Here is a 23655-nt window from a genome sequence, read left to right as displayed (position 1 = left end):
ATCCTGAGGCCCGCCATCGATGCCAGCGGGTGCCCGGCCGCAACGATTCCGTGCGGGCCAGCCACCTCGACCCGGTGCTGCATGACCGTGCTGGCGCCCGTGCCCGGCGCGTCCGGCGCCTGGCGCCCAACACCAACCGGCGCCGCCGCCGGCAATTGCGCCGATGCTGACCGCGCCGCCGCACCCGACAGAAGCGCGCCCGCGAGGCCGCCGAGGAGGATCTCGCGGCGGCCAACGCCGGCGCCCTCGCTGATGCTGCTGGTCAGGGGGTCATTGGCCATCGCGGCGCTCCCAGGGATCACATCAGGCAAGCCGGAACCTCGCCCTATTCCGGCATCTTCACCAGTGGCTTGCCCTGGTTCTTGTACACGACGCCGTTCTTCACCACGGTCTGCACCGTGAACAGGTTGTTCAGATCGTGATAGACCGGATCGCCCGGCACCACGATGATATCGGCCAGCTTGCCCGGTTCGATGGTGCCAAGATCAGGCTTGCCCATGATGCGGGCGTTGACCCGCGTGGTATCGGCAATCACCTCCAGCGGTGACAGGCCCTCGTCCACCAGCACTTTCATTTCCCTGACCAGACCATCGGTGTTGAAGTTCATCGGCGTGCCGCTGTCGGTGCCAACGCCCATCAGCGCGTTAGATTCGATCAGTTGCTTCACCTGGGGACTGCGAAACCTGACCTGTCGGTCGATGCCGGCAAAATAGCTTTCTGCTGGCCATTCCCTGAAGCTGTCCTGCAGGGCCGCCCAGATATCGGCCGGGAACAGGCTTTTCAGCACCGGATCCTGCAGTCGGCCCGGGAACTTCACGGTGTCGGGGAAGATCCAGCTGCGATGCGCCGCGGTCAGCACTATGGGCCGGTTGCTTTCCGCAATCGTGCGCACCAGATCGGCGCTGTAGGTCGGGAAGCCGGCCGAGCCCATGTGCTGCAGCACATCGACTCCGGCATCGAAGGCGTTGCGCACATCCGTTTCGGCATAGACATGGGCATGCACCTTGATCCCATTGGCGTGCGCGGCCTTCACGATGGCGAAATAATCGTCCCGCGTCAGGCCGGCATGCGCCTTGATCACATCCACACCCTGCCTGAACAGCCGATCGACGACCTCGGCCCCCTCCTTCGGCGAGGCAATCACCGCCGACGCCTCGGCCGGAAAGCCGGCAAAGGCGCGGCGCGTCACCAGCGGCCCGGCCACCTGCAGGCGCGGGCCGGGAATCTCGCCCTTGCTGATCCGGTTGCGCACGCTGATGCTCTCGGCGGCATTGCCACCCAGATCGATCGCCGATGTCACGCCGGACATCAGCAATTGCCAGGCCGACAGCTCCATCACCTTCTCGATGGAATATTTCCGGCCCGGCCCCTGGAGCCACCTGAACCAGCCGGCCTCGTCTCCGAAGCCGATCATGAACAGATGGGCGTGCGCGTCGATCAGGCCCGGCATCATGGTCTGGCCGCTGGTGTCGATCACCACCGCGCCGGCCGGGATCTTCACCTCGGCCGCCGGCCCCGCGGCCACGATCCGTTCACCCTGGATGACGATGGTGGCATTGTGCACCGGTGGCACACTGAGGCCACTGATCAACATGCCGCCGGTCAGCACGGTGGTTCGTGTGTCCTGGGCCATCGCCTGTGCCGAGACCAGGGCGAGCGCGGTCAAGGCGAAGATGCGGAACAGCGACGCCACCACGGACAAGCAGCCTGCGAGACTGATGCGGTTCATCATGACATACCCCTTGGCTGCAACCTGTGAGCGTTACGGGCGCTCAGCAAGCCCAAAAGTGCAGACCCCGCTGCTCTTGGCGAATGCCCCTTGATGTGGCCATGTGGCGCCCAGACGACAGCGGCCCCGTGCACGGAGAGCAGGATGGACGGCGCGAACCGGCGTGAGATGTTGCAGGCGGCGCTGACGTTGCCGGCACTGGGCTGGGGAAGCGCCGTCGGCGCGGCGGCTGCGGCCGATCAGATGGCGCCGGGCATTTCGCAGGCGCTGGCGCGGCACCGCGCGCGCCAGCTTTCCGATGTCCATTATGACCTCGCGCTCGACCTGACCGGCACGGACCGGGCTGACGGCCAGGTGACGGCGCGCTTCACCTGGCGGGCGGGCAGCGGCGACGTCGTACTCGACTTCCGTGGCGGGCCGATCACGGATCTGCGCGTCAATGGCCGGGCGGTGCCGGCAGTGATGCGCAATGGGCATGTGCGGTTGCCGGCTCGGGCGCTGCGCGGCGGGAGTAACAGCCTGACGGCGCGGTTCTCGACCCCCATTGCCGCTGCCGGTGCGGCGATCATCCGGTTCGAAGACACGTCCGACGGGCAGACCTATCTCTACACGCTGCTGGTGCCGTCTGATGCCAATCTGCTGTTTCCCTGCTTCGATCAGCCCGATCTCAAGGCGCGGTTCCGCTGGCAGTTGACGGCGCCGGCCGGCTGGACGGTGCTGACCAACGGCAAGGAGAACGGGCGCGAACCGGCCGGCGCTGCAGTGCGCTGGCGCTTTGCCGAGACCGCGCCGATCTCAACCTATCTGGCTGCCTTTGCCGCCGGGCCCTGGGCCAGCTGGACCGCTGCGGCAGGGGGCGGCCAGCCAATCACCTTGTATGCGCGGGCCTCGCGGCGCAGCGAAGTGGATGCGGAGGCGCAGATGGCCACCAACCGCACCGCCGTTGCCTGGCTTGCCGACTGGTTTGGTGTGCCGTTTCCCTTTGCGAAGCTCGACCTCTTGCTGGCGCCCGCCTTTCCCTTTGGCGGCATGGAGCATGTCGGCGCGGTCTTCTACAACGAGGACCGCTTCGTGTTCCGCGAGCCGCCGACCCTGCCGCAGCGGCTGCGGCGCGACTCCACCATCTATCACGAGATCAGCCACCAGTGGTTCGGCGATGCCGTGACCATGCGCTGGTTCGACGATCTGTGGCTGAAGGAGGGCTTTTCCACCTACATGGCGGCGCGCATCCAGGCAGCGCTCAATCCGGCCAGCAGCGCGTGGGCGACCTTCCTGCTGTCCACCAAGATCTCCGCCTATCGCGCCGATGCCACGGGCGGCACCCAGCCCCTGTGGCAGGCCCTCGACAATCTGGACGCGGCCAAGAGCAACTATGGCCCGATCGTCTACAACAAGGCGCCAGCGGTCATCAAACAGCTGGCCTTCTATGTGGGGGAGGACGGGTTCCGGCGCGGGCTGAAGCTGTTCCTCACTCGCCACGCCTATGGCAACGCCACCTGGGTTGATCTGCTTGGCGCGGTGGCCGAGGCCTCGGGCACCGATCTCACTGATTTTGGCAACCAGTATATGCTGCGCGCCGGCATGCCGCTGGTGGAAACACAGCTGCGCGTGGCCGAAGGGCGGATCAGCGCGCTGACACTGACCCAGCGCCCGGTACGGGTGCTGGCCGGCGACAGCGGTGCAGGAAATGGGGGCGGCGCGTGGCCGATGAAGCTGCGCGTGCGGCTGGGCTATCATGACCGGGACGATGTCGTGCTCGATGCACGCTTTGAAGGCAGCACCGCCACTGTGGCAGCGGCGGGTCTGCCGGTGCCGGACTATGTGTGGGCCAATGACGGCGATGAGGGCTACGGCCTGTTCCTGCCCGAAGCGCGCACCCTCGCCTGGTCTCAGGCCAACGTCGGACGCGTGGCGGACCCGCTGCTGCGCGCGTTGCTGTGGAATGGGCTGTGGGATGCAGTCCGCGAGCGGATGCTGCCACCGGCAGACTATGTGGCGCTGGTGTTGCGCGAGCTGCCTGCCGAAGCCGACGAGCAGATCTCGCGTGTAGTGCTGGGACGGGCGGCCTTCGCGCTGACCCGCTATCTGCCGCAGGCCGGAACGATCCAGGCAGCCTGGGAGACGGCGCTGATCACGCGGGTCGATGATGATCGGTTGAGCTATGGCCTTCGCAAGGAGGCCCTCGACCAGCTGGTGGACACCGCCAGGGGCCCGGCAGCGCTGGATCGGTTGCGCGCGTTGCTGGCCGGACAGGCGCTGTTTGCCGCCAAGCCGATCGGCCAGCCGACGCGCTGGGCAATCGTCGGGCGGTTCATCACCATCGGCGCGGCCGATGCCGCGGCGCTGCTAGCCGCCGAGCAGCAGCAGGATCGTTCGACCGAGGCCATGAAGGATGGCTTCGTTGTTGGGGCGGCGTGGCCGGATGCGGCGGTGAAGGCCGACTATTTCCGGCGCTATTTCGACGACGCCGGGTTGAACGAGGCCTGGGCGAGCGAAAGCCTGACGGCGTTCAATGCGCCCGAGCAGTCGGCCTTGACCCTGCCCTTCTTGCGCCCCGCGCTGGATCGGCTGGAATGGATCCAGCGCAACCGCCGGATCTTCTTCCTGCCGGACTGGATCGACGCGTTCATCGGCGGTCAGGTGACCGGCGAAGCACTGGGGATCGTGGACCGGTTCCTGGCCGAGCGCTCGGACCTGCCCGGCGACCTGCGCCGCAAGATCCTGCTGGTTCGGGACGAGCTGGAGCGAACCGTGCAGATCAGGGACGCGATCCGTGCGTGAGGATCGGCGCGGACTTGACATCTTTGAGGCGGCGGCCTCCTGGGGAAGGTCCCCCATGAATTCGGCAAGTCAGATTTCGGTTAGCGGTTTGGCAGCCGCCTGTTAACCTCGGCTCAGGAGTCGAACCGCCGGCAAACGTGACCGGCGGGTGGGTTCGGGGGGGACGCGCATGACCGAAACACCGATCCAGGCGGATTATCTCGTCGTGGGCGCGGGGGCGGCAGGGATGGCCTTCGCCGATCAACTTCTGACCGACAGCGCGGCGACGATCGCCATCGTCGACCGGCGGCACCGGCCGGGGGGACACTGGAACGACGCCTATCCCTTCGTGCGGCTGCACCAGCCATCATCCAACTATGGTGTCAATTCGCGGCAGCTCGGGTCCGGCGGCAAGGACACCGCGGGGTTCAACGCCGGCCTCGATGAATTGGCCTCCGGTGCTGAGGTGGTGAGCTATTTCGAGAATGTCCTGCAGCAGCGGCTACTGCCCTCTGGCCGGGTCCGCTTCTTTCCGATGAGCGAATACACTGAAGACGGCATGGTCGAATCGCGCCTCTCGGGCGCCCGGCGCCCGGTCTCCGTTGGCAAGGTGGTCGACGCCACCTGCTACAGCCCGAAGATTCCTGCCACCAACCCGCCACAATACGCGGTTGCCGATGGCCTGATTTTCGCGCCGATCAACGATCTGCCCCGGTTGGCCCGGCCTGGCGCGTCCTACACGGTGATCGGCGCCGGCAAGACGGGGATGGATGCCTGTTTGTGGCTGCTGCAGAATGGCGCCGAAGCGGACCGGATCCGATGGATCGTGCCACGCGATTCCTGGATGTTAGACCGCGCCAATTTTCAGACCGGGCCAGGCACCCTTGTCACGACCCTGCGGTACTTGGCCGACGAGGTCGAGGCGATCGTCGAGGCGGACAGCGTTGACGACGTGTTCCTGCGGCTCGAGGCAAAGGGCGCGCTGTTGCGGCTCGACCCCGCGGTCACGCCGAGGCTGCACCATTGCGCGACCGTCACCAGGGGCGAGCTCGCGGCACTGCGGCAGATCGCCAAAATCGTCCGCCTCGGCCGGGTCCAGCGGATCGAGCGTGACCGGATCGTGCTGGACCACGGCGAAGTCCCGACCGATGACGCGACCATCCACATCGACTGTTCGGCAAGCGCGATCGTCCACCCGGAAAAGCGTCCCGTGTTCGAACCCGGCCGGATCAATCTGCAGTGCCTGCGCCTGTGCCAGCCTGTGTTCAGCGCTGCGCTGATCGGCCATGTCGAGGCCGCCAATGCCGATGATGGGCAGAAGAACGCGCTCTGCCAGCCGATGGACTATCCCAGCGACCCGCTGGGCTGGCTGCGCATGATGTCGCAAGAGTTGCCGGCACGCATCAGGTGGGCGCAGCATCCGGACATTGCGGCCTTCAATGCCGCTTGCCGTCTCGACTCCGTGGCGCCGCGCGCGGCCCAACTGCAGCCAGGCGATACCGCCGAGTTGGCGGAAATCGACCGCCTCGAGGCGAACATCGGGCCAGCTATCGAAAAACTTCAAATCCTGCTGGCGACAGCCTGAGCCAGAGCCGGAATCACTGGAGATCGTCACATGCGCCACCCCGTCCTTGAAAACACCCTCAAGACCGCGCGCCACACCAGCTTCTACCTGTCGTGCGGCGCGCAGAGCGGCACGCCGGTGATCTTCGTCCATGGCTGGCCAGAACTGGCGATCTCATGGCGCCATCAGCTGGAGGTGTTCGCCGGACTGGGCTTTCGGGCCGTCGCGCCTGACATGCGCGGCTATGGCCGCTCCACCGTCCATTCGCGGCACGAGGACTATCGCGTGGAGGAGATCGTTGCCGACATGATCGAACTTCTCGACGCGCTCGGCGCCGAGAAGGCAGTCTGGGTCGGGCACGACTGGGGCGCGCCGGTGGTCTGGTCGATCGCTCAGCACCATCCCGATCGCTGCCACGGCATCGCGGCTCTATGCGTCCCATATCTTCCAGAAGGCTTAACGGTCGAGACGGCACTGCCTCTGGCCGATCGCACGGTCTATCCGGAAGACCGGTTTCCCGCCGCGCAGTGGGATTACATGATGTTCTACCGCGAGAATTTCGCCGCCGCCTCGGCCGCGTTCGAAGCCGATGTCCCTGCCATGATCAGGGCCTTGTTCCGGGCTGGCGATCCAGCAGGCCGGGGCCAGCCGGCGATCACCGCTCAGGTCCGCGCGCAAGGTGGATGGTTCGGTCCCGGGCTGCCCGCGCCGGCAATGCCGCGCGATGAAAGCGTGCTGAGCGAGATCGACGAAAGCCGCTATGTCGCGGCGCTCCAGGCGACCGGCTTCTTCGGCGCCGACAGCTGGTACGTGAATGGCGACGCGAACCGGGCCTTCGCCATGCGGGCGAAGCAGAACTGGCAGCTGCAGATGCCGGTGCTCTTCCTGCACGCGGCCCATGACTATGTCTGCGAGACCATCGATTCCCGCCTGGCCGAACCGATGCGCGCGCATTGTGCCAACCTGAGCGAGGCGGTTGTCGGGTCGGGCCACTGGATGGCGCAGGAAAAGCCCGACCGGGTCAATGCCGAACTGGCCAGGTGGCTGGCCATCCAGATGTCAGGGTTGTGGTCGAGGGATTGAGCTCCAGCCTTTATCCGTTCCACGCGAGGCGTCGCCCCTCGCCATGTCAGGGGCCACACGAAGCGATTCCGTCGCCGGTTAGTGTCCACATCATCCTCAGATTCTGGTGCAATGACGTGGCCCACTCGTGGATCTGGCGGCTTCCAGAGACCAGCCATTGACCAACTGACGCAATCCCCTGATCTTCCGCCCAGAGCGATTAGGGACCAGCCTTTGGATAAGCTGCTCCCCATTTCTGGATAGCTGTATTGGCTGTTTGCGCCCGACCGCTTAGGCAGCGTCACCAGCGGCCTGTTGCCGATCGCCCTGTGCGGTCGCCCCTCGTTGCAGTGTGTACGCCTCGCGAAAAATTACTCAGCGCATCCGCGATGGCCCCTTTGGGAGAGGGAATGCTTGGCGGGTCTGTTATGCGCGGGCGGCGGCTTTCCGAGCGTCGAGGCAAGCGGCCTTGAAATCATAAAGTGGCGCCAACTCGTCCACGCAATCCGGCCAATGGCCGCTTTCGGTCCAATAGTCGACCAGTCCTAGGGCAGCACAAAGACTTGCAAATCGGATGTCATTGCGGAGCGCTCGGCCGGACGGGAAGAACATGATCGTGAAGGTGAAGGCACGCACATTGCCGGCATCGGCGTTGGCAATCGTGCCCTGGATCGGCCGCCCAGTCTCCAGTGCAGAGAACAGCGCTTCGTAGGCGATATCGGAACATCCTGCCATGGCGGCAAAACCACAGGACTCCAGCGCCAAAGGCTGGTCCCGATCGGCGGAGAGGGCCCTGCGCATAATTGCTTCGCGTTCCGGTTGCGGTTTGCGCATGACGTCAGAGGAACGGCGCATGGCGCGCGGCACCGCTTCGGGTCCATCGGCAAAGCGCGCCAGGTTGGCCGCCAGAAAGGCATCGGCACCGTCGAAATCGCCCTTGTCGAAATGCAGTATTTCCCATTGCGCCCGCGGGATCGTCCAGCGTCCGCGAACCGAGTCCTCGTCATCCAGTTCAAGCATCGCCACCGCTTCCTGGCGACGGCCGAGTTGCATCAACAGCAAGGCAAGATCATGCACATTGCTGCCAGTCAGGGGATCGAGTTCTGCAAGCCGGGCCGCTGCGTCCAGCATGTCCTTGGCCCGTCCCACGTTGCAGTAAGCCCAACTCACCGCCCGCAGAACCAGCGGATTGTTGGGCTCGGCGGCCAGTGCTGCCTCGCAAAGGGCGATCTTCTGGCTGTGCTGGCTGAAGGCCGGCAGCAGGAGCGCCTTCGTCAGCAATGGCAGAACCGCTGCGCTATCCAGTTCAAGCGCACGATCATTGGCCTCTATCGTTACAAGATGGTCCGGGTCGCAATCCGCATCGCGGGCCTGCGACATGGCGGCAGCGCGTGCAAAGGCGAGCGCGCTCCACGCCGCGGCATAGCGCGGCGCCCGTGCCACCGCCGTTTCCAGAAGGGGAATGGCAGTGCGGGTCACGGACTGTTCGTTCGACAGAAGCGCCGGACGTGCGCGCATGTACAGATCATAGGCAAGTGGATCGATTGGCGGCGTTTCCGCCTTGGCTGGCGCCAGCTTGCGGTTCAGCGCGGCCGCCACATGGCCGGCGATCTCATCCTGCAACGCGAACGCATCCGACACTTCACGGTCATAGCGTTCGCCCCATAGGGCAGTGCCGGTCGCCGCATCGGTCAACTGGGCGGAAACGCGCAACCGGTTGCCGGAATGGCGAACATTGCCATCCAGCACATGTGTCGCCTTCAGGGCAGCGGCTGCCACAGCCTTGCGCTCGCCACGGAATTGAAATGCCGATGTGCGACCGATCACCTTGAGCCCCGCGCTGCGCATCAGGGTCTGCATGATCTCGTCGGCCACGCCATCGGAAAAGAACTGCAGTTCGGGATCGGCAGACAGGTTGTCGAAGGGCAGCACGGCCAGCAGCGGCTCCGCTGGCACCGGCTGTTCGGCGACCAGTTGCGCAAAGCTGAGGCCGGGGCCAGGCAAGGGCGCTGATACGGGCCGGGACGCGATGAAGCGCCTCACATCCGCCAGGAAGTTGTGCCAGGACGGGTCGTCACTTGCGCCCTCCCAATGCGACAGGTCGGCGGTCTGCGTCAGTTCGAACATGATCGGGCGTTCGCAAGGCTCGATCATCGCCGGCACGAGCGTCTTGCAGCGATCCGCAATGGTCGCTTCGGCCCGCACCCAGCGGCTGACCACCGAGCGCGGCGACCACAGCACCACTACCGCCTTGGCGGCGCGCAGAGCGGCCTCCGTCACCTCGTCATAGGCTTCGCCGGAGCGCAGAGCCGTATCCCACCACACGCTCAGGCCCGCCGCCGTGAACGCATCGGCAAACAGCTTCGCCCGCGCCTGGTCCTCACGATTGTACGAGAGGAAGATGTCGGTCAAAGGCCCCCCACTGATCTGGCAACCAATTGGTTACACGGGGGGCTCAACACGGTCGAGCGCATTGTTCAGCTTGTCGCCAGTGGATAGGCCGGCAAGAAAAATGGCTGGTCGCCAGAGCTCAGACCGAAAGCCACGCTACCCACTTGGCCCGATGGCCGCCTGCCCCCAGGCACGTTGCCATCCCTGCAAGCAACCATCCCGAAGGAGCCATGCTCTACCTCTGCGGTAGAAATCAGGCGGGCACGTCACTTCAGGGGGTGCGCATCAACGAAACAGGAAAAATGACGCGCACGCCTGATGTCCCGAAAGACAATGCGGCACTTTCGAAACTCCGCCATGGTGGAATGAAATACGGCGTGGGTTACTGATACAGAATCATCAAGTTTGAAATCGCGCTCTGATCTCAGGCGATTAGCTGACAACGCCGGCCAGCGGCCTATCGCTGATAAACCACCTTGCCGCCCACGATGGTCGCCAGAATCCTGCCGGCCAGGATCTTTTCCGGCGCGGTCGCGGCAAGGGCCAGGGGATCGATGTCCATGACGGTCAGATCAGCCCATCGGCCCTTGGCAATGATCCCCGTCTGGTCTTCGCGGAAAGCGGCATGGGCCGACCAGCTGGTATAGGCGCGGATGGCTTCCTCGATGGTCAGCCGCTCTGCCGGATACCAGCCGCCGGGGGGCTGCCCCTGCTTGTCCTGGCGAGTGATCGCCGAATGCAGGCCATAGAAGATGCTGTGGTCAGAGCCCGGATTGTCGGCATTGAAGGTCAGCCGCGCGCCCTGGCGGCGCAGCGAGCGCCAGGCATAGGCGCCAAGGATGCGCTGCGGGCCCAGGCGCGCTTCGGCCCAGGTCTTGTCCTCCACCGCGTGCGGCGGCTCCATCGAGGCGATCACCCCCAGCCGGGCAAAGCGCGGCTGGTCTTCCGGCGCGACGACCTGGGCATGTTCGATCCGGTGACGGTTGCGGGCGATGTTCGGATCGGCCTTGAACTCCCCTTCCAGGAAATCGAGCACTTCACGGTTGCCGGCATCGCCGATGGCGTGGAACCCCAGCTGGAATCCGGCCTTCATCGCCGCCTTGGCCAGGTCACGGTCAAAGCCATAGCCGCTGCCGCTGATCCCGCGGTGGCCCGGCCTGTCTTCATAATCGGCCAGCAGCCGCGCTCCGCGCGAGCCGAGCGCGCCGTCGTAATAGGCCTTGACGGCGCGGATGACGAACATGCTGTCCGTATCCCGGTCAGGCCCCTTGGCGATCCACTGCCGCATCAACGGCGGGTCTCGCAGCGAGAGCATGGCATAGACCCGGATCGGCAGGCGGTTCTCGTCCTCGAGGCTCTGGAGTGCAGCCATCGATTGGCTGCCCACACCGGCCTCGTGCACCGCGACATAGCCGTCGGTCGCCATCTGGGTCAGGCCCTTCAGCGCATGGCGCGCGACAACCGCCGGCGGCTCGGGCGGCACGGCCGCGTCGATCATCGTCGCCGCGCGGTTCAGGAACAGGCCATTCGGCTGGCCATCCGGGCCCAGCCGCATCTCGCCCCCGACAGGCACCGGGCTGGCCTTGGTGATCTTGCCGGCATCGAGCGCGGCCTGGTTGGTCCAGATGGCAAAACCATGCAGACTGCGCAGCACCACCGGATGATCGGGCACCGCGGCGCTCAACTGCTGCTTGTCCGGATAGCGGTTGGCCCAGGCCCCTTCGTCCCACCCGGCACCGAAGATCCATTCGCCCTTGGGGACGGACTTCGCCCGTTCGGCCACCTTGGCGACCGCCTCTACTTCGGTGGCCACATCGGTCAGGTCGACCGATTCCAGCTTGGCGCCCAGTTCGATGAAATGGGTGTGGGAATCGACCAGACCGGGGATCACGGTGGCGCCGTTCAGATCGATCACCCGGGTCCGTTTGCCGCGCAGCGCCAGCGCCCCCTTGTCGCTGCCGACATAGACAACCTTTCCGCCGCGGATAGCCACCGCTGAAGCATCGGGGTGCCAATTGCCGTTTGTGATGGGCGCATCGGGCGCCGGCTTGCCATCGCGCGCGGGCTCGCCCCAGCGCAGCGTGTAGACATGGGCGTCGGTCAGGATCAGGTCCGCACCGCCGGGCGTGGCCTTGGCCGTTGCATGGGAACTGACGGAGATCAGGACGACGCCGAGCACGCTTGCAAACAGACCCGCCTTCATATCCATTTGCTCCCCGGCATGGTCGTCGTCAGATCATTTGAGACAATTGGCGGCGCAGATTGGCGACGTGTCGGCCTCATCGTTGATGTTAGGCGGCGATCTTGCGGTGTTGCAAGCGCCGATGGTCGATACAGTCACACGGAAAACCGGCCTTAGGTCGTGAACTCATAAGCGGGAACGTCTGCAATGGGGTGGATTTCGGAACGGCGGCTTTAGGCGGCGCGGTCCTCGCGCCAGATAACTCTGTCACCCCAATAACGAATTACAGGCGGAGTATCGTCGAGGTGGATCTCAAACCAGAATTGGTCGTTCCAAAGTGGTTCGCTACCGCTCGTCATTCCTCCTAAAACGAGGCCCCCTCTGTCCTCTAGATGCGCCATGTTGACATACCAACGCATGTCTAGTCCGCCAATCGACACGTCAATCAACCCATGCCACTCATCGGTAGGTTGGAAACAAACAGTGTATTCCCCCTCTATACCGGAGATCGACAGGCTGAAAGCAAGGGGCATGGTTGTCCTCATTTGGCAAATCTGCCGATCGAAGCAAATGTCTGCAAGGGGGTCGAAAGCAGCCGCGCGGCTTTATGAGTCTGCGTCCTCGGACCATCACCAAATGATGGGCTTGCGCGCCCGTGGCGTGACGGCAAGCATGCGGGCGGACCAGAGGACCTGAGACGATGACCAATATCTTCACCAATCCCGAGATGAACGATCTGCGCATGTCGGAAAAGGCGCGGCCGCTGTTCGATGCCGTTGTCCGTCACATCAACGACAATGTCGTGCCGATTGCGGAGGAGTTCGAGGAACTGGGCAAGGGCCGGGCCGATCGTTGGAGCTGGGCGCCGGGGCAGCTGGAATTGCTGCAGACGGCGAAGGACAAGGCCAAGGCGGCGGGCCTGTGGAATTTCTTCCTGCCCAATGCCGAAACCGGCGAGGGGCTGAGCAATCTGGACTATGCCTATATTGCCGCCGAACTGGGCAAGGTGCCGCTGGCATCGGAATCGTTGAACTGCTCGGCGCCCGATACCGGCAACATGGAAGTGCTGGAACGGGTTGGCACACACGAGCAGAAGCAACGCTGGCTGGAGCCCCTGCTCGCCGGTGAAATCCGCTCGGCCTATGCCATGACCGAGCCTGATGTGGCCTCGTCCGATGCCAAGAACATCCGCACCCGCGCCGTGCGTGATGGCAAGGACTGGGTGATCAACGGCGAGAAATTCTATATCTCGGGTGCCGGTGATCCGCGCTGCAAGGTGATGATCGTGATGGTGCGCACCAGCGACGATGGCCCGGCGAGCAGCCAGCAATCCCAGATCCTGGTGCCGATGGACACGCCAGGCGTGAAGATCCTGGGGCCGATGCATGTGTTCAGCGAAGATCACGCGCCGCGCGGCCACATGCATCTGCGCTTTGAAAATGTCCGGGTGCCGTATGAAAACATCCTGCTCGGCGAAGGCCGCGGGTTCGAGATTTCCCAGGTGCGGCTGGGGCCGGGTCGTATCCACCACTGCATGCGCACCATCGGCAAGGCCGAGATCGCGCTGGATTACATGGTGAAGCGCGGCAATAGCCGGGAGGCGTTTGGCCGCCCGCTGATCATGCTGGGCAAGAATCTGGAACTCATCGCCCGCGCCCGCATCGAGATCGAGGCGATGCGGTTGATGGTGCTGAAGGCCGCCAAGGCGATGGACGTGCTCGGCAACCGCGAGGCGCGGGTGTGGGTGAGCATGGTGAAGGCGATGGTGCCGGAAAAGACCTGCCAGATCATCGACCAGGCCATCCAGATCCACGGTGCCGCCGGCATTTCGCAATGGACCCCGCTGGCCGAGCTTTATGCCGACGTTCGCCACCTGCGCTTTGCCGATGGTCCGGACGAGGTGCACCACATGGTTGTCGGACGGCACGAGACCGGGCTGCACTGATCGCCCGTCTTCATGCGGCCTAAATTCAAGGACAAACGGTCATGGACACCAGCAGCCTGTTCCGCCTCGATGGCCGCGTGGCGCTTGTTACAGGGGGCAGCCGCGGCATCGGCAAGATGATCGCCGCCGGCTTCATTGCCCAGGGCGCCAAGGTCTACATCTCGTCACGCAAGGCGCCTGCCTGCTTCGAAACGGCGGCGGAACTGGGCCCGAACTGCATCCCGCTGCCACAGGATGTCTCGACCGTCGCGGGCTGCCAGGCGTTGGCCGCACAGCTTGCCGCGCATGAATCCAGGCTCGACATTCTCGTCAACAATGCCGGTGCCGCCTGGGGCGCCCCATTCGAGGAATTTCCGGAAAGCGGTTGGGACAAGGTCATGAACCTGAACGTCAAATCGCCGTTCTTCCTCACTCAGGCGCTGCACGGTTTGCTGAAGGCATCAGGCACGCACGCGCGGCCGGCCAAGGTGATCAATATCACGTCGATCGACGGCATAAGGCTCAACCCGCAGGAAACCTACAGCTACCACGCCTCCAAATCGGCGCTGATCTATCTCACCAGGCGCATGGCGGCGCGGCTGGTGAAGGATGGCATCAACGTCACCTCGATCGCCCCGGGCGCCTTTGCCAGCGAGATGAACCGGGTCGCGCGCGATCACGGCGACGCGATTGCCAAATTCATCCCCTCCCGTCGCATTGGTGTTGACGAGGACATGGCCGGCGCCGCCATTTACCTCGCGAGCCGCGCCGGGGATTATGTTGTCGGCGACACGATCACCGTGGATGGCGGTGTCGCCCATGCCAACACCGGTGCCGGCTTCTCCGAATGATGACGGCGGCTCGAACGGGTCGCCCATCGAACTGAGGAACGTCCCTACGCAGTTGGGCATACATTCCCGTTGGTCTGCCACATCTCGACGATTGTGCGCAGCGCCGTGACAAACGCCAGCGGCTGATCGAGCATGAGGTGGTGGCGCGCCTGCGGAACAGCGATGATCGGAATATCGGTGCCGCCCAATTCCCGCACATATTCAGCCGAGTCCGGTGTGAACAAGAGGCTTTCCGCGCCATACACGATGGCCTTGCGGCCTGGCGTCGCCACAACGCGCTTGCCCATCCCGTGCCATCCTGGCTCTGCGTCGTTCTGACGGAAGACTTCGGGATCAAATTTCCAGGTCCATTCCTCGCCGCTCCGGCGCAGTGAGTGAAAGGCCATGTAATCCATCAGGAACGGTTCACCGACAGGCTGCGGCGGGGACAGCACATATCGGCTGCGTGCGGTGGGATAGTCCGGATAGCGGCGTTGGGGCTTGTCGGGGTCGCCCGAGCCCGGACGCCCATTTCCTTGCCGGTTCCGTTCCTCCAGCACCTCGGGTCGCAGAACCATCATGTCGCACAGGATCAGGCCGGAAAATCGCTCCGCGGCCAACGCCATCGCGGTCAGGCCGACCGAAGCGCCAAAGCTGTGCGCAATGATGACAGGCTTGGCCGGTCCATCGAACAGCCCAAGCGCCTCGGCAACCCCGACCATCTCTGCGCCGCGCGCCTGCGCATCGCACCCGGGCCGGCTGGCGCTATCGCCCATTCCCGACAGGTCATAGGCGATGACGTGATGGTCCCCCGCCAGAAACGGTGCGATGAACGCAAAGCACCGCGCATGCGCCAGAAAGCCATGCGTCATCAGGATCGGGGGATGCGAGCGGTCGCCCCACCGAAAATAATGGATGCGGGTTCCCGCCACGTCGATGAAGCCTTCCTCGCGCGGCACGGCGAGTGCTTCATGAAACCATTCGGGCAGTGCATCGGGCCGCGGTGCCCAGTGCGGGTCGATGTCATCCGTTGCGTCCACGCATGGACCTCCTTGCAAACCGCTCGCATGTAGCGGTCCTTTCCCGTCAGGACAAAGCCCTGAGATGCTGTAGGTTTTGTGGTGACGGTGCACTTGACCATGCAATGCCCCGGAAAATGGGGGAAACCCCCACCATCCTTAACATCCATAGCGATAAGAAGAACTTGGCGGAGCGGGAGGGATTCGAACCCTCGATGAGCTTTTGACCCATACACACTTTCCAGGCGTGCGCCTTCGACCACTCGGCCACCGCTCCGCGCTCTGGAAGGCGCCCGATAGCAAGCGCCGGGCGGCGCGTAAACCGCTCGTGGGCGCATCTCCGCAAAGGAGTGCGCAAAGCGTGGCCGCGGCCAGGCCGCGACCATCCTTGACAACAGGGTGATTGCGACTGACCCTGCGCCTGTCTTGGTTGGGGGGACCGGATGATACCAGGCAAGTTTGCGCAGACGGATCCGGACCGGATTGCCGTCATCATGGCGGGTTCGGGCGAATCCATCAGCTTTGGCGACCTTGAAAAGCGCACCAATCGCCTAGCACATTTCTTTCGGCTGCAGGGCCTGAACCGCTGCGATCACTATGCCATCTTCATGGAAAACAATATCAATTATGTGGAATGCTGCGGCGCTGGGGCGCGCGCGGGGCTCTATTTCACGCCGACCAACTCCTATCTGGGCGCCGACGAACTGGCCTATATCCTGAACAACAGCCGCTCCCGGATCCTGATCACCTCACGGTCAAAGCTGGACGTGGCACGCGCCGCCATGGCCCAGGCACCCGGCGTGGCGCTGTGTCTGGTTGTGGATGGTGACGGCGATGCCAGCGACGGCGGCCGCGTGATCTCGCTCGCCGCCGCTGTCGCGAACCTGCCCGACACGCCGATTGAAGATGAATGGCTGGGTATTGCCATGCTCTATTCCTCGGGCACCACCGGCCGGCCGAAGGGCATCGTGCGCCCGTTGCCCGAGGTGAAGCCCGATGAGGCGCTGCCGCTCTATGACTTTCTGAACCAGCTTTGGCGATACCGGGACAGGATGGTCTATCTCTCGCCAGCGCCACTCTATCACTCGGCCCCGCAGGCCGCGGTGGGGCTGGCGATCATGGCGGGCGGCACTGCGGTCATCATGGAGAGCTTCAACCCGGAAGCCTATCTGCAGCTGGTGGAGCGGTACCGCGTCACCCACAGCCAGCTGGTGCCGACCATGTTCTCCCGCATGCTGAAGCTGCCAGAGGATGTGCGCCGCCGCCATGACCTCAGTTCGCTGGAAGTCGCGATCCATGCGGCAGCTCCCTGCCCGATCCCCGTGAAGGAGGCGATGATCGACTGGTGGGGGCCGATCATCCACGAATATTATGGCGCCACCGAAGGGCTGGGCTTCACGGCCTGCGATACGGCCGAATGGCTGGCCCACAAGGGCACCGTGGGGCGCGTGGTGCTGGGCGAGATCCACATATTGGACGACGACATGCAGCCCATGCCACCCGGCGAGCCGGGCACGATCTGGTTCACGACCGCGACGCCCTTCGAATATTTCGAGAATGCCGACAAGACCAACGAAAGCCGGTCGGCCGACGGGACGAAAACCACGGTGGGCGACGTCGGCTATCTCGACGATGATAGCTTTCTGCACCTGACCGATCGCAAGACGTTCATGATCATTTCGGGTGGCATGAACATCTATCCCCAGGAGTGCGAAAACCTGCTGATCACCCATCCCAAGGTGACGGATGCCGCCGTGTTCGGGGTGCCGAACGACGATCTGGGCGAAGAAGTGAAGGCGGTGGTGCAGGCGGCGCCGGGGGTGACGGCGGACGCTGAACTGGCCGCGGAGCTGATTGCGTTCTGCCGGTCCAACATGGCCCATATCAAATGCCCACGGTCGATCGATTTCACCGATCAATTGCCGCGCCTGCCGACCGGCAAACTCTACAAGCGCGAGCTGCGCGATCCTTATTGGGTGGGCCGCAAGAGCAAGATTGGCTGAACCCGGACACTGCCGGGCGCAGCCAAGCCTGACCAAGGGAAAAGGGGCGGCGCCTTGCAGCGCCGCCCCACCGTCCACGCACCCCGCCCATTGGCGGGCCCTGCGCGACCCCACCCTTACTGCAGCAGCTGGGTGACCTGCGCGGCCGTCTGGTTGGCGCGGGCCAGCATCGCCTGCGCCGCCTGGCTCAGCACCTGGTTCTTCGCGAGGTTGGTCGATTCCACCGCGAAGTCGGTGTCCTGGATGCGGCTGCGCGATGCCTGCAGGTTGGTGCTGTTCGACGACAGGTTGTTCACCGCCGCCTCCAGCCGGTTCTGCACGGCACCGATGCCGGCGCGATCCAGGTTCACGCTGGTCAGCGCTTCGTCGATGGCGCCCAGAGCCGCCGTCGCCCCGTCCACCGAGGAGATGTCGACATCGGAGATGCGCAGGCCGCCGGCCGAGGCACCATAGCTGTTCTCTTCAAAGCCCAGCGCGGTGAAGTTCGACGCTGCGGCAAAGGCCTGGCTGCCGGCGCGCACGTCGATCGCCGTCGCCGATTCCAGCCGCACCGTGCCATAGGCCGTCTGCGCTGCCGCGGCCGTGGTGGCCACCGTGTAGGCCGTGCCGGCGCCCTTCACGGTGGTGCCGCCCAGGCCCAGTTCGGCCGTGGTGGCGGTGCCGGTGTTGGCCACGAACAGGTTGCGGCCGTCGGCGGCAACGAGGTCAAGACCGCCCAGGCCGTTGTCGCTGGCCACCACGCCGGTCATGCCGGTGAAGTTGTTGATGGCAGCGGCCACCTTCTCGCGACGCGCCTGCGCCGTGTCGGTGGTGGCCAGGCCGTCGATGGTGATGTCCACGCCGTTGATGTTGAGCGTGGCGGCACCGCCCAGCGTGGTGGCCGTAGTCGTGGACGTGAGCGACACGCCGTTGGCCACTGCGGTCACGCCGGTCTGTTCCGAAGCGGCGTTGATGGCGGCGGCGACGGCCAGCGCGCTGGCCGACTTCGATGACGAGGCCGCAACGGTCGACGAGAACAGGTCGTCGGCCGAGGCCGCAGCCCGGATGGCGATGCCGTTGATCGACAGGTCGCCGTTGTTGAGGCTGCGGACGGCAGCGGCGTTGGCGGCCACGGCGCGGGCATCGGTGCTCACCGTGGAGACGCCGCGCTCGAAGGTGCCGGCGGCCAGGCCAGCGCGGCTGATGCGCGCCGTGCTGCTGTTGGCGGACCCGATCTCGATCGGCTGGCCGTTGACGCTTTCGAGGCTGAAGCTGCCCGACTGGGCGCCGACCTTGAGGCCGGTGGACGCGGCGGTGAGCGTGTCCAGCGCCACTTCGATGTTGCGACCGTCATCCGCTTCCAGCCGGATACCGCCATTGGTGTCACCGGTGTCCACCGCGCGCACCCCGGTCTGGCCGGAGATGGCGTTGATGGCATCGCGCACCAGGCGGCGGCTTTCGGCGGCATCGGTGGTGGTGCTGACCGAAGCCGTGGTGACGCCATTGATGGTGACGGTGCCGGTCAGCGCCGCTGCCGTCATCGCCGAGCCGGTCATCACCGTCTGGCCCACCACGGCGCGCACGCCGGTCTGTTCGGTGGCACGGTTGATGGCAGCGGCCTTGGCCACGGCCGAAGCCGCCTTGTTGGCCGACGACAGATTGTCGTCGGAGGCCAGCGAAGAGCCGATGGTGACACCATTGATGACGAGGTCACCGGCCTGCAGCGCCTGGTTGGTGCCGAGGTTGGCCGCCGTGGCTTCGAAGGCGCCGGTGGCGGTGAGCGCCGGGCTGGAGCCCAGGCCCAGGTCACGAGCCCGGGTGGAGCCGAGGCTGAAGGTGACGGTTTCGCCGGCGCGGCTGCCGGTCTGCAGGCGCACGCCGCGGGCCGAGCCATCGAGCAGCGACAGGCCGTTGAAGTTGGTGCGCAGACCGATGTTGTCGATCTCGCCGACCAGCTGGCGGACTTCCGCCTGCAGGGCCTGGCGATCGGTTCCGGTCAGCGTGCCGTTGGCCGACTGCACGGCCAGTTCGCGCATGCGCTGCAGCATGTTGGTGACTTCGCCCATGGCGCTTTCCGCCGTCTGGGCCATGCTGATGCCGTCACCGGCGTTGCGCATTGCAACGGCAAGCCCGCGCACATCGGCGGTCATCTTCTGGGCAATGGCGAGGCCGGCGGCGTCGTCCTTGGCGCTGTTGATGCGCAGGCCGGTCGAAAGCCGCTGCATGGCCAGACCCATCATCGAGTTGGCAGTGCGCTGCGCGTTCTGGGCGGTCAGCGCGTTGATGTTGGTGTTGATCACGGTCACTTGAGGATCTCCCGCTTCCAGCCGCCGCTGGCATGCGGGGCTCGGGGCAAGAAACGGCACGGGGTGAGAATCGCTTAAACCTGTGCCACCAAGGGCCCGCCGTGCTGCCCGCCATCCTCTATCGCGATCCCGATATCGCCATCCTCGACAAGCCGTCTGGCCTTGCCGTCCACCCGGGGCCGAAGACGCCGCACAGCCTGGAAGACCTGCTGCCGGCGCTGGCCAAGTCGCAAGCTGCCCGGCATTTCACGCCGGTGGCCGCCCACCGGCTGGATCGTGACACCTCGGGCTGCATTGCCATTGCCTGTTCGCGGCGCGGGGCGCGGGCGCTCAGCGCGGCCTTTGCCGGCGGCGGCGCGGAGAAAGTCTATTGGGCGATCCTGTCGGCGCTGCCGGCGGCCAGCGAAGGCCTGATCGATGCGCCGCTGAAGAAAATCTCCAGCGCACAGGCTGGCTGGCGCATGGTGGTGGCCGCCGATGGCCAGAGGGCGCGCACCGCCTGGCGGGTGCTGGATGCGGGCGCGCGGCTGGTGGAGTTCCGGCCCGAAACCGGCCGCACCCACCAGATCCGCGTGCACGCCGCCCATATCGGCTGCCCGATCAGCGGCGATCCTGTCTATGGAGACGGTGCTGGCCAGCTGCGGCTGCACGCGCGCCGGCTGGCGATCAGCCTGCCTGACGGTCGCCGGATTCAGGCAGAGGCGCCGCTGCCGGCTGACTGGCAGGCGTTCGACCACGCCCCTGGAAACCGATGAAATCGCTGTAATTCTCGGCCAACGCCGCCAGCCGTTCGTGCACAATGGCGGGGCCGATCACCTCCACCACGCCATCGACCAGCAGGTTGAGGAGCGAGGCCAGTGCCGAGTTCATGTCCCAGAAATGGCCCAGCGCCACTTCGGCGGTGAGGATATGGGGCGTCAGGTCCCGCGCCCAGGGGCAATAGGGATCGGTGATCACCACCAGCGGCCGGCCGGCGGCAGCGACCTTCTGGGCGAGCAGGCGGAACTGGCGGGAATAGCGGCGCACGTCGATGGCGACGAACAGATCGTCTGGCCCGGCGTCGAACAGGTCGTCCATGATGCCGGCCGACACATCCATGCTCGTCACGTGCGGGCGCACATAGGACAGGTGGCGCGCAAAGCCGGCGGCCAGCCCGGCCTCGGTCTGGAAGCCGGCGACATGGATGCACGGCGCACCGGCCAGCAGCGCCACCACGGCGGCCCATTCCGGCGTCTGCGCCTGCGCATAGACGCCGGCGATGGCGGCCGTTTCTGCCTTCAGCCGGGCATCGGCCGACGGCGCCGGGCGGGTGAGCAGCCAGGGCGCATCACGCGCCTGCCCGCGCAGATCATCCTTCAGGGCGGCAAGATTGTCATAACCCAGGCTCTTCACCAGCCGCGCCACGGTCATTGCCGAGACGCCGACCCGCTGGCCGATGGAGGCGGCGGTCTCGAACGGCAGCTGATCGAGATTGTCGGCCAGCCAGCCGGCGATCATCCGTTCCGAAACGGTCAGCCGGTCATAGCGGTCGGCAAGCCGTTGGGCGACACGTGAGGTCATGAGTGTTGGATAACATGGCCGAACCGAGGTGCAAGCACCCACAGCGGGGCGGCCTCAGAAATCCACCTTCTTCCATTCCTCGCGCACGAACAGCGGCGCCTGGTCGGCGTAGTGCGGGGACTGGCGGCGGATGGTGGCAGCGCCGAACTGGTGAATGGATTGCGAGCGCACCGGTGCATCCCTTGGCCATTCCACCAGCATGATGAAGCCATCGCCATTGTCGGCCACGCGGCGGCCGTCATCGCCCTTGTGGGCATAGATGGCGCGTAGCGTGTCGGGCCCACCGTAGACCGGCAGATCCTTCGGCCCGTGGCGCAGCCGCTGATAGTCGCCCAGCGGCACGTCGAGCCGGCCGAATGTCGCCATCAGATCGTCCACCACCTCGCGCAGCTTGGGTTCGGCAGGCGGCAGCGGATCGCCGCGATAGACCTGGCGGCCCACGCTGGCCATCACCGCCACGGCCAGGCTGTCGGCGGGGCCGCGGCCGTCGGCCGTCCAGTCCCAGCGCTTGAGCAGGGCCTGGGCTTCGGCAAGATCGGGCTTGCCGCGCGTGTCGAGCGCCAGCACGCGGGCCATCCAGCGGCCAGCCGGCGAGGCGCGGCTGTAGGCCTTGTCGAACTTGATGCGCAGCAGGGCCGCGCGGCCGATGGGGCCGTTGATGGCGCCAAACAGCTCGGCAAAGCGGTGCATGCGGTTGGTGGTGTGGGTTTCGACGCCCAGCTCCGGCGCAAACGCCTCGGCCTTCAGATTCTCGCCCGCCGCCGTCGCCACGTCCGGCCGGTTGTTGGCATTGCCCACCCAGCCGGCGGCCGGGTCCACCACGCGCAAGCCTTCGTTCCACGGTCGGTAGCTGGTCCACAGCGTCGCCGAGGTGTCGCCGGGCAGCACGCCCTTCCAGTCGAAACCGGGCCGGCGGTCGGGGAATTTCGCGTTGTAGACCATGGCGATATGGCCATCGCGATCGGCATAGACGAAGTTGGTCGCCGGCACCGCCTGCATTGCCATGATGGCCTGCCATTCGGCAAAGTCGCGTGCCTTGTTGAGCCGATAATATTGCTCGATCTGCGCCACCTCGCCGATGCCGGCATGGCGGATGGCAAAACCGCCCAGATCATTGAGGATCACGGCGCCGTGGCGGCTGCGATGGATGGTGCGCGGCACCGGCAGCACCAGTGGTCCAAACTTCACACGCAGCCACACGCGCTGGGACTCCAGCGGCAGCCACCTGCCATCAAGGCGATACTGGCTGCGGTCTTCGTTCAGGGTCAGACGATAGACATCGACCAGATCTGGCCGGTTCACGGTGTTGGCCCAGCCGAGCGTGCGGTTGTGGCCGAGCAGCGGGAAGGGCGCGCCCGGGAAGGTGGCGCCGGCAAAATCCCAGCCTTGCTGCGAATGCACCACCAGTTCCCACCACGTGACGCCGCCTTCCCACGGCTGGTGGCTGTTGATGATGAGCCGCGTGGTGGCATCGTCCGAACGCGCAGCACTCACCGCGAAGGCGTTGCTGCCGCGCTCGTCAACCGGGCCGCTGTCGCGCGGCGGCAGCTTGCCGTCCACCAGAGCCCCGAGCGCACGTTCATAGCCGAAGAAGAAGGGCGAGCGCAGCACGAAGCCGGCAACGATGTCGCGCCCGGTGACCGGGAACAGCCCCTGCAGCCGCTGTTCGTGGCGGTGGCTGTCGGCATAGTCGTTCAGCCCCTGGGCATAGGCCTCGACGAGGGCGCGGGTCGCCGGTGACAGGCTGGCATAGCCCGCATCTGCGACGGCTCGGGCATCGAGCAGGTGGCCGGCAAAATCGAGCTGCGCCCCCTCCTCGCCCAGGATGGCGCCGGCCCGGCCGCGCACCGCGGCGAGCACCTCTTCAAGGTTGCGAAAATCATCCTCGGCATGGGCAACGGCGATGCCATAGGCGACATCGGCATCGGTGCGCCCGTGGATGTGTGGCACGCCCCAACGATCCCGCTCGATCCTGACATTGCGTGGGCGAACCGGATCGGCAGCCGGCGGAGATGCGATGATGGCGTCCCAGCTGGCGAGGCCCACCACCATAGCCGCGATGGTGATGCAGCTCCAGAACAGCGCGCCGAACCAGCGGGGCACTCAGCGCGGCTCCCCGGCCGGAACAAGGATGACGAGCGTGATCATGGTTGCGTGTCTGCGATAGGGCGACACGATCGGCCGGGCAAGAGATCAGGCCACCGCCGGCAGGCTGGTGGGCGCCGGCAGGTGCGGCACCGGCTGGCCGTCACCGCTCACCAGCGCGGCGAGGAACTGGTCCACCGCCCGGTCCCAGGCAAAGCGCCGGCCATAGGCCACGCAGTCGGCGCGGCGAGCGGCGAGCGC

General features: G+C 65.6%; 15 protein-coding genes, 1 tRNA gene and 2 pseudogenes. 8 read left to right on the top strand and 10 right to left on the bottom strand.

Translation table 11 applies throughout. The features are described from left to right. Together GJV64_RS02175 and GJV64_RS02170 are read right to left on the bottom strand one after the other, a co-directional pair. Positions 1–281, bottom strand: a pseudogene (locus tag GJV64_RS02175) (hypothetical protein); the annotation flags it as partial. Positions 282–325: 44 nt separating this feature from the next. Next, complete coding sequence (locus tag GJV64_RS02170; RefSeq protein ID WP_164155651.1) at positions 326–1732, bottom strand: amidohydrolase family protein; 1407 nt, start codon at positions 1730–1732, stop codon at positions 326–328. Between the two features lie 141 nt (positions 1733–1873). Here GJV64_RS02170 and GJV64_RS02165 point away from each other — a divergent pair, with 141 nt between their 5' ends. The 3 genes from GJV64_RS02165 (at position 1874) to GJV64_RS02150 (ending at position 7136) form a co-directional block, all read left to right on the top strand. Then, positions 1874–4510: a M1 family metallopeptidase gene (locus tag GJV64_RS02165; protein WP_235927563.1), complete on the top strand. Its 2637-nt coding sequence runs from the start codon at positions 1874–1876 to the stop codon at positions 4508–4510. A gap of 169 nt (positions 4511–4679) precedes the next feature. Further along, entirely contained in the window at positions 4680–6074 is a 1395-nt protein-coding gene (locus GJV64_RS02155) for an NAD(P)-binding protein (protein ID WP_164155649.1), read from the top strand. Between the two features lie 30 nt (positions 6075–6104). Next, entirely contained in the window at positions 6105–7136 is a 1032-nt protein-coding gene (locus tag GJV64_RS02150; RefSeq protein ID WP_164155648.1) for an alpha/beta fold hydrolase, read from the top strand. 405 nt (positions 7137–7541) lie between these two features. On the opposite strand, the gene GJV64_RS02145 is transcribed toward GJV64_RS02150, so the two are convergent. Together GJV64_RS02145 and GJV64_RS15745 are read right to left on the bottom strand one after the other, a co-directional pair. Further along, positions 7542–8990: a hypothetical protein gene (locus tag GJV64_RS02145; RefSeq protein WP_235927562.1), complete on the bottom strand. Its 1449-nt coding sequence runs from the start codon at positions 8988–8990 to the stop codon at positions 7542–7544. A 225-nt stretch (positions 8991–9215) separates the two neighbouring features. Continuing rightward, positions 9216–9527, bottom strand: a pseudogene (locus GJV64_RS15745) (toll/interleukin-1 receptor domain-containing protein); the annotation flags it as partial. Positions 9528–9736: 209 nt separating this feature from the next. On the opposite strand from GJV64_RS15745, the gene GJV64_RS02140 reads away from it, so the two are divergent. Then, a complete protein-coding gene (locus GJV64_RS02140; RefSeq protein WP_164155646.1) occupies positions 9737–9895 on the top strand; it encodes a hypothetical protein in 159 nt (52 codons plus the stop codon). A gap of 68 nt (positions 9896–9963) precedes the next feature. Here GJV64_RS02140 and GJV64_RS02135 read toward each other — a convergent pair whose 3' ends face one another. Beyond that, positions 9964–11709 (bottom strand): amidohydrolase, encoded by a 1746-nt coding sequence (locus tag GJV64_RS02135; protein ID WP_164155645.1) that lies wholly within the window; start codon positions 11707–11709, stop codon positions 9964–9966. Between the two features lie 679 nt (positions 11710–12388). On the opposite strand from GJV64_RS02135, the gene GJV64_RS02130 reads away from it, so the two are divergent. Next, positions 12389–13633 (top strand): acyl-CoA dehydrogenase family protein, encoded by a 1245-nt coding sequence (locus GJV64_RS02130; RefSeq protein WP_205599494.1) that lies wholly within the window; start codon positions 12389–12391, stop codon positions 13631–13633. A 41-nt stretch (positions 13634–13674) separates the two neighbouring features. After that, on the top strand, positions 13675–14463 hold the full coding sequence (locus tag GJV64_RS02125; protein WP_164155644.1) for an SDR family oxidoreductase: 789 nt from the start codon (positions 13675–13677) through the stop codon (positions 14461–14463). A 44-nt stretch (positions 14464–14507) separates the two neighbouring features. Here GJV64_RS02125 and GJV64_RS02120 read toward each other — a convergent pair whose 3' ends face one another. Together GJV64_RS02120 and GJV64_RS02115 are read right to left on the bottom strand one after the other, a co-directional pair. Next, positions 14508–15482, bottom strand: a complete 975-nt coding sequence (locus tag GJV64_RS02120) for an alpha/beta fold hydrolase (RefSeq protein ID WP_205599493.1) — start codon at positions 15480–15482, stop codon at positions 14508–14510. Positions 15483–15647: 165 nt separating this feature from the next. Continuing rightward, positions 15648–15738: transfer RNA gene (locus tag GJV64_RS02115), tRNA-Ser, on the bottom strand. 166 nt (positions 15739–15904) lie between these two features. On the opposite strand from GJV64_RS02115, the gene GJV64_RS02110 reads away from it, so the two are divergent. Further along, entirely contained in the window at positions 15905–17464 is a 1560-nt protein-coding gene (locus GJV64_RS02110) for an AMP-binding protein (RefSeq protein ID WP_164155643.1), read from the top strand. Between the two features lie 116 nt (positions 17465–17580). On the opposite strand, the gene GJV64_RS15560 is transcribed toward GJV64_RS02110, so the two are convergent. Continuing rightward, positions 17581–19749, bottom strand: coding sequence for a flagellin N-terminal helical domain-containing protein (locus GJV64_RS15560; RefSeq protein WP_164155642.1), 2169 nt, complete (start codon positions 19747–19749; stop codon positions 17581–17583). A gap of 101 nt (positions 19750–19850) precedes the next feature. Here GJV64_RS15560 and GJV64_RS02100 point away from each other — a divergent pair, with 101 nt between their 5' ends. Beyond that, positions 19851–20504 carry an RluA family pseudouridine synthase gene (locus GJV64_RS02100; RefSeq protein WP_235927561.1) on the top strand — a complete coding sequence of 218 codons (654 nt, stop codon included), beginning with the start codon at positions 19851–19853 and terminating at the stop codon, positions 20502–20504. Here the strand turns inward: GJV64_RS02100 and GJV64_RS02095 are convergent. Next, positions 20416–21309 carry a MurR/RpiR family transcriptional regulator gene (locus GJV64_RS02095; protein ID WP_164155640.1) on the bottom strand — a complete coding sequence of 298 codons (894 nt, stop codon included), beginning with the start codon at positions 21307–21309 and terminating at the stop codon, positions 20416–20418. The two genes, GJV64_RS02100 and GJV64_RS02095, sit on opposite strands and share 89 nt — an antisense overlap. A 54-nt stretch (positions 21310–21363) precedes the next feature. Continuing rightward, on the bottom strand, positions 21364–23412 hold the full coding sequence (locus GJV64_RS02090; protein ID WP_164155639.1) for a penicillin acylase family protein: 2049 nt from the start codon (positions 23410–23412) through the stop codon (positions 21364–21366). Positions 23413–23655 lie beyond the last annotated feature (243 nt).

Origin of the sequence: Sandarakinorhabdus rubra (assembly GCF_010994245.1) — a bacterium.
Lineage (GTDB): Bacteria > Pseudomonadota > Alphaproteobacteria > Sphingomonadales > Sphingomonadaceae > Sandarakinorhabdus > Sandarakinorhabdus rubra.
The sequence above is the reverse complement of the archived record's forward strand: the minus strand, read 5'-3'. Positions and strand labels throughout refer to the sequence as shown.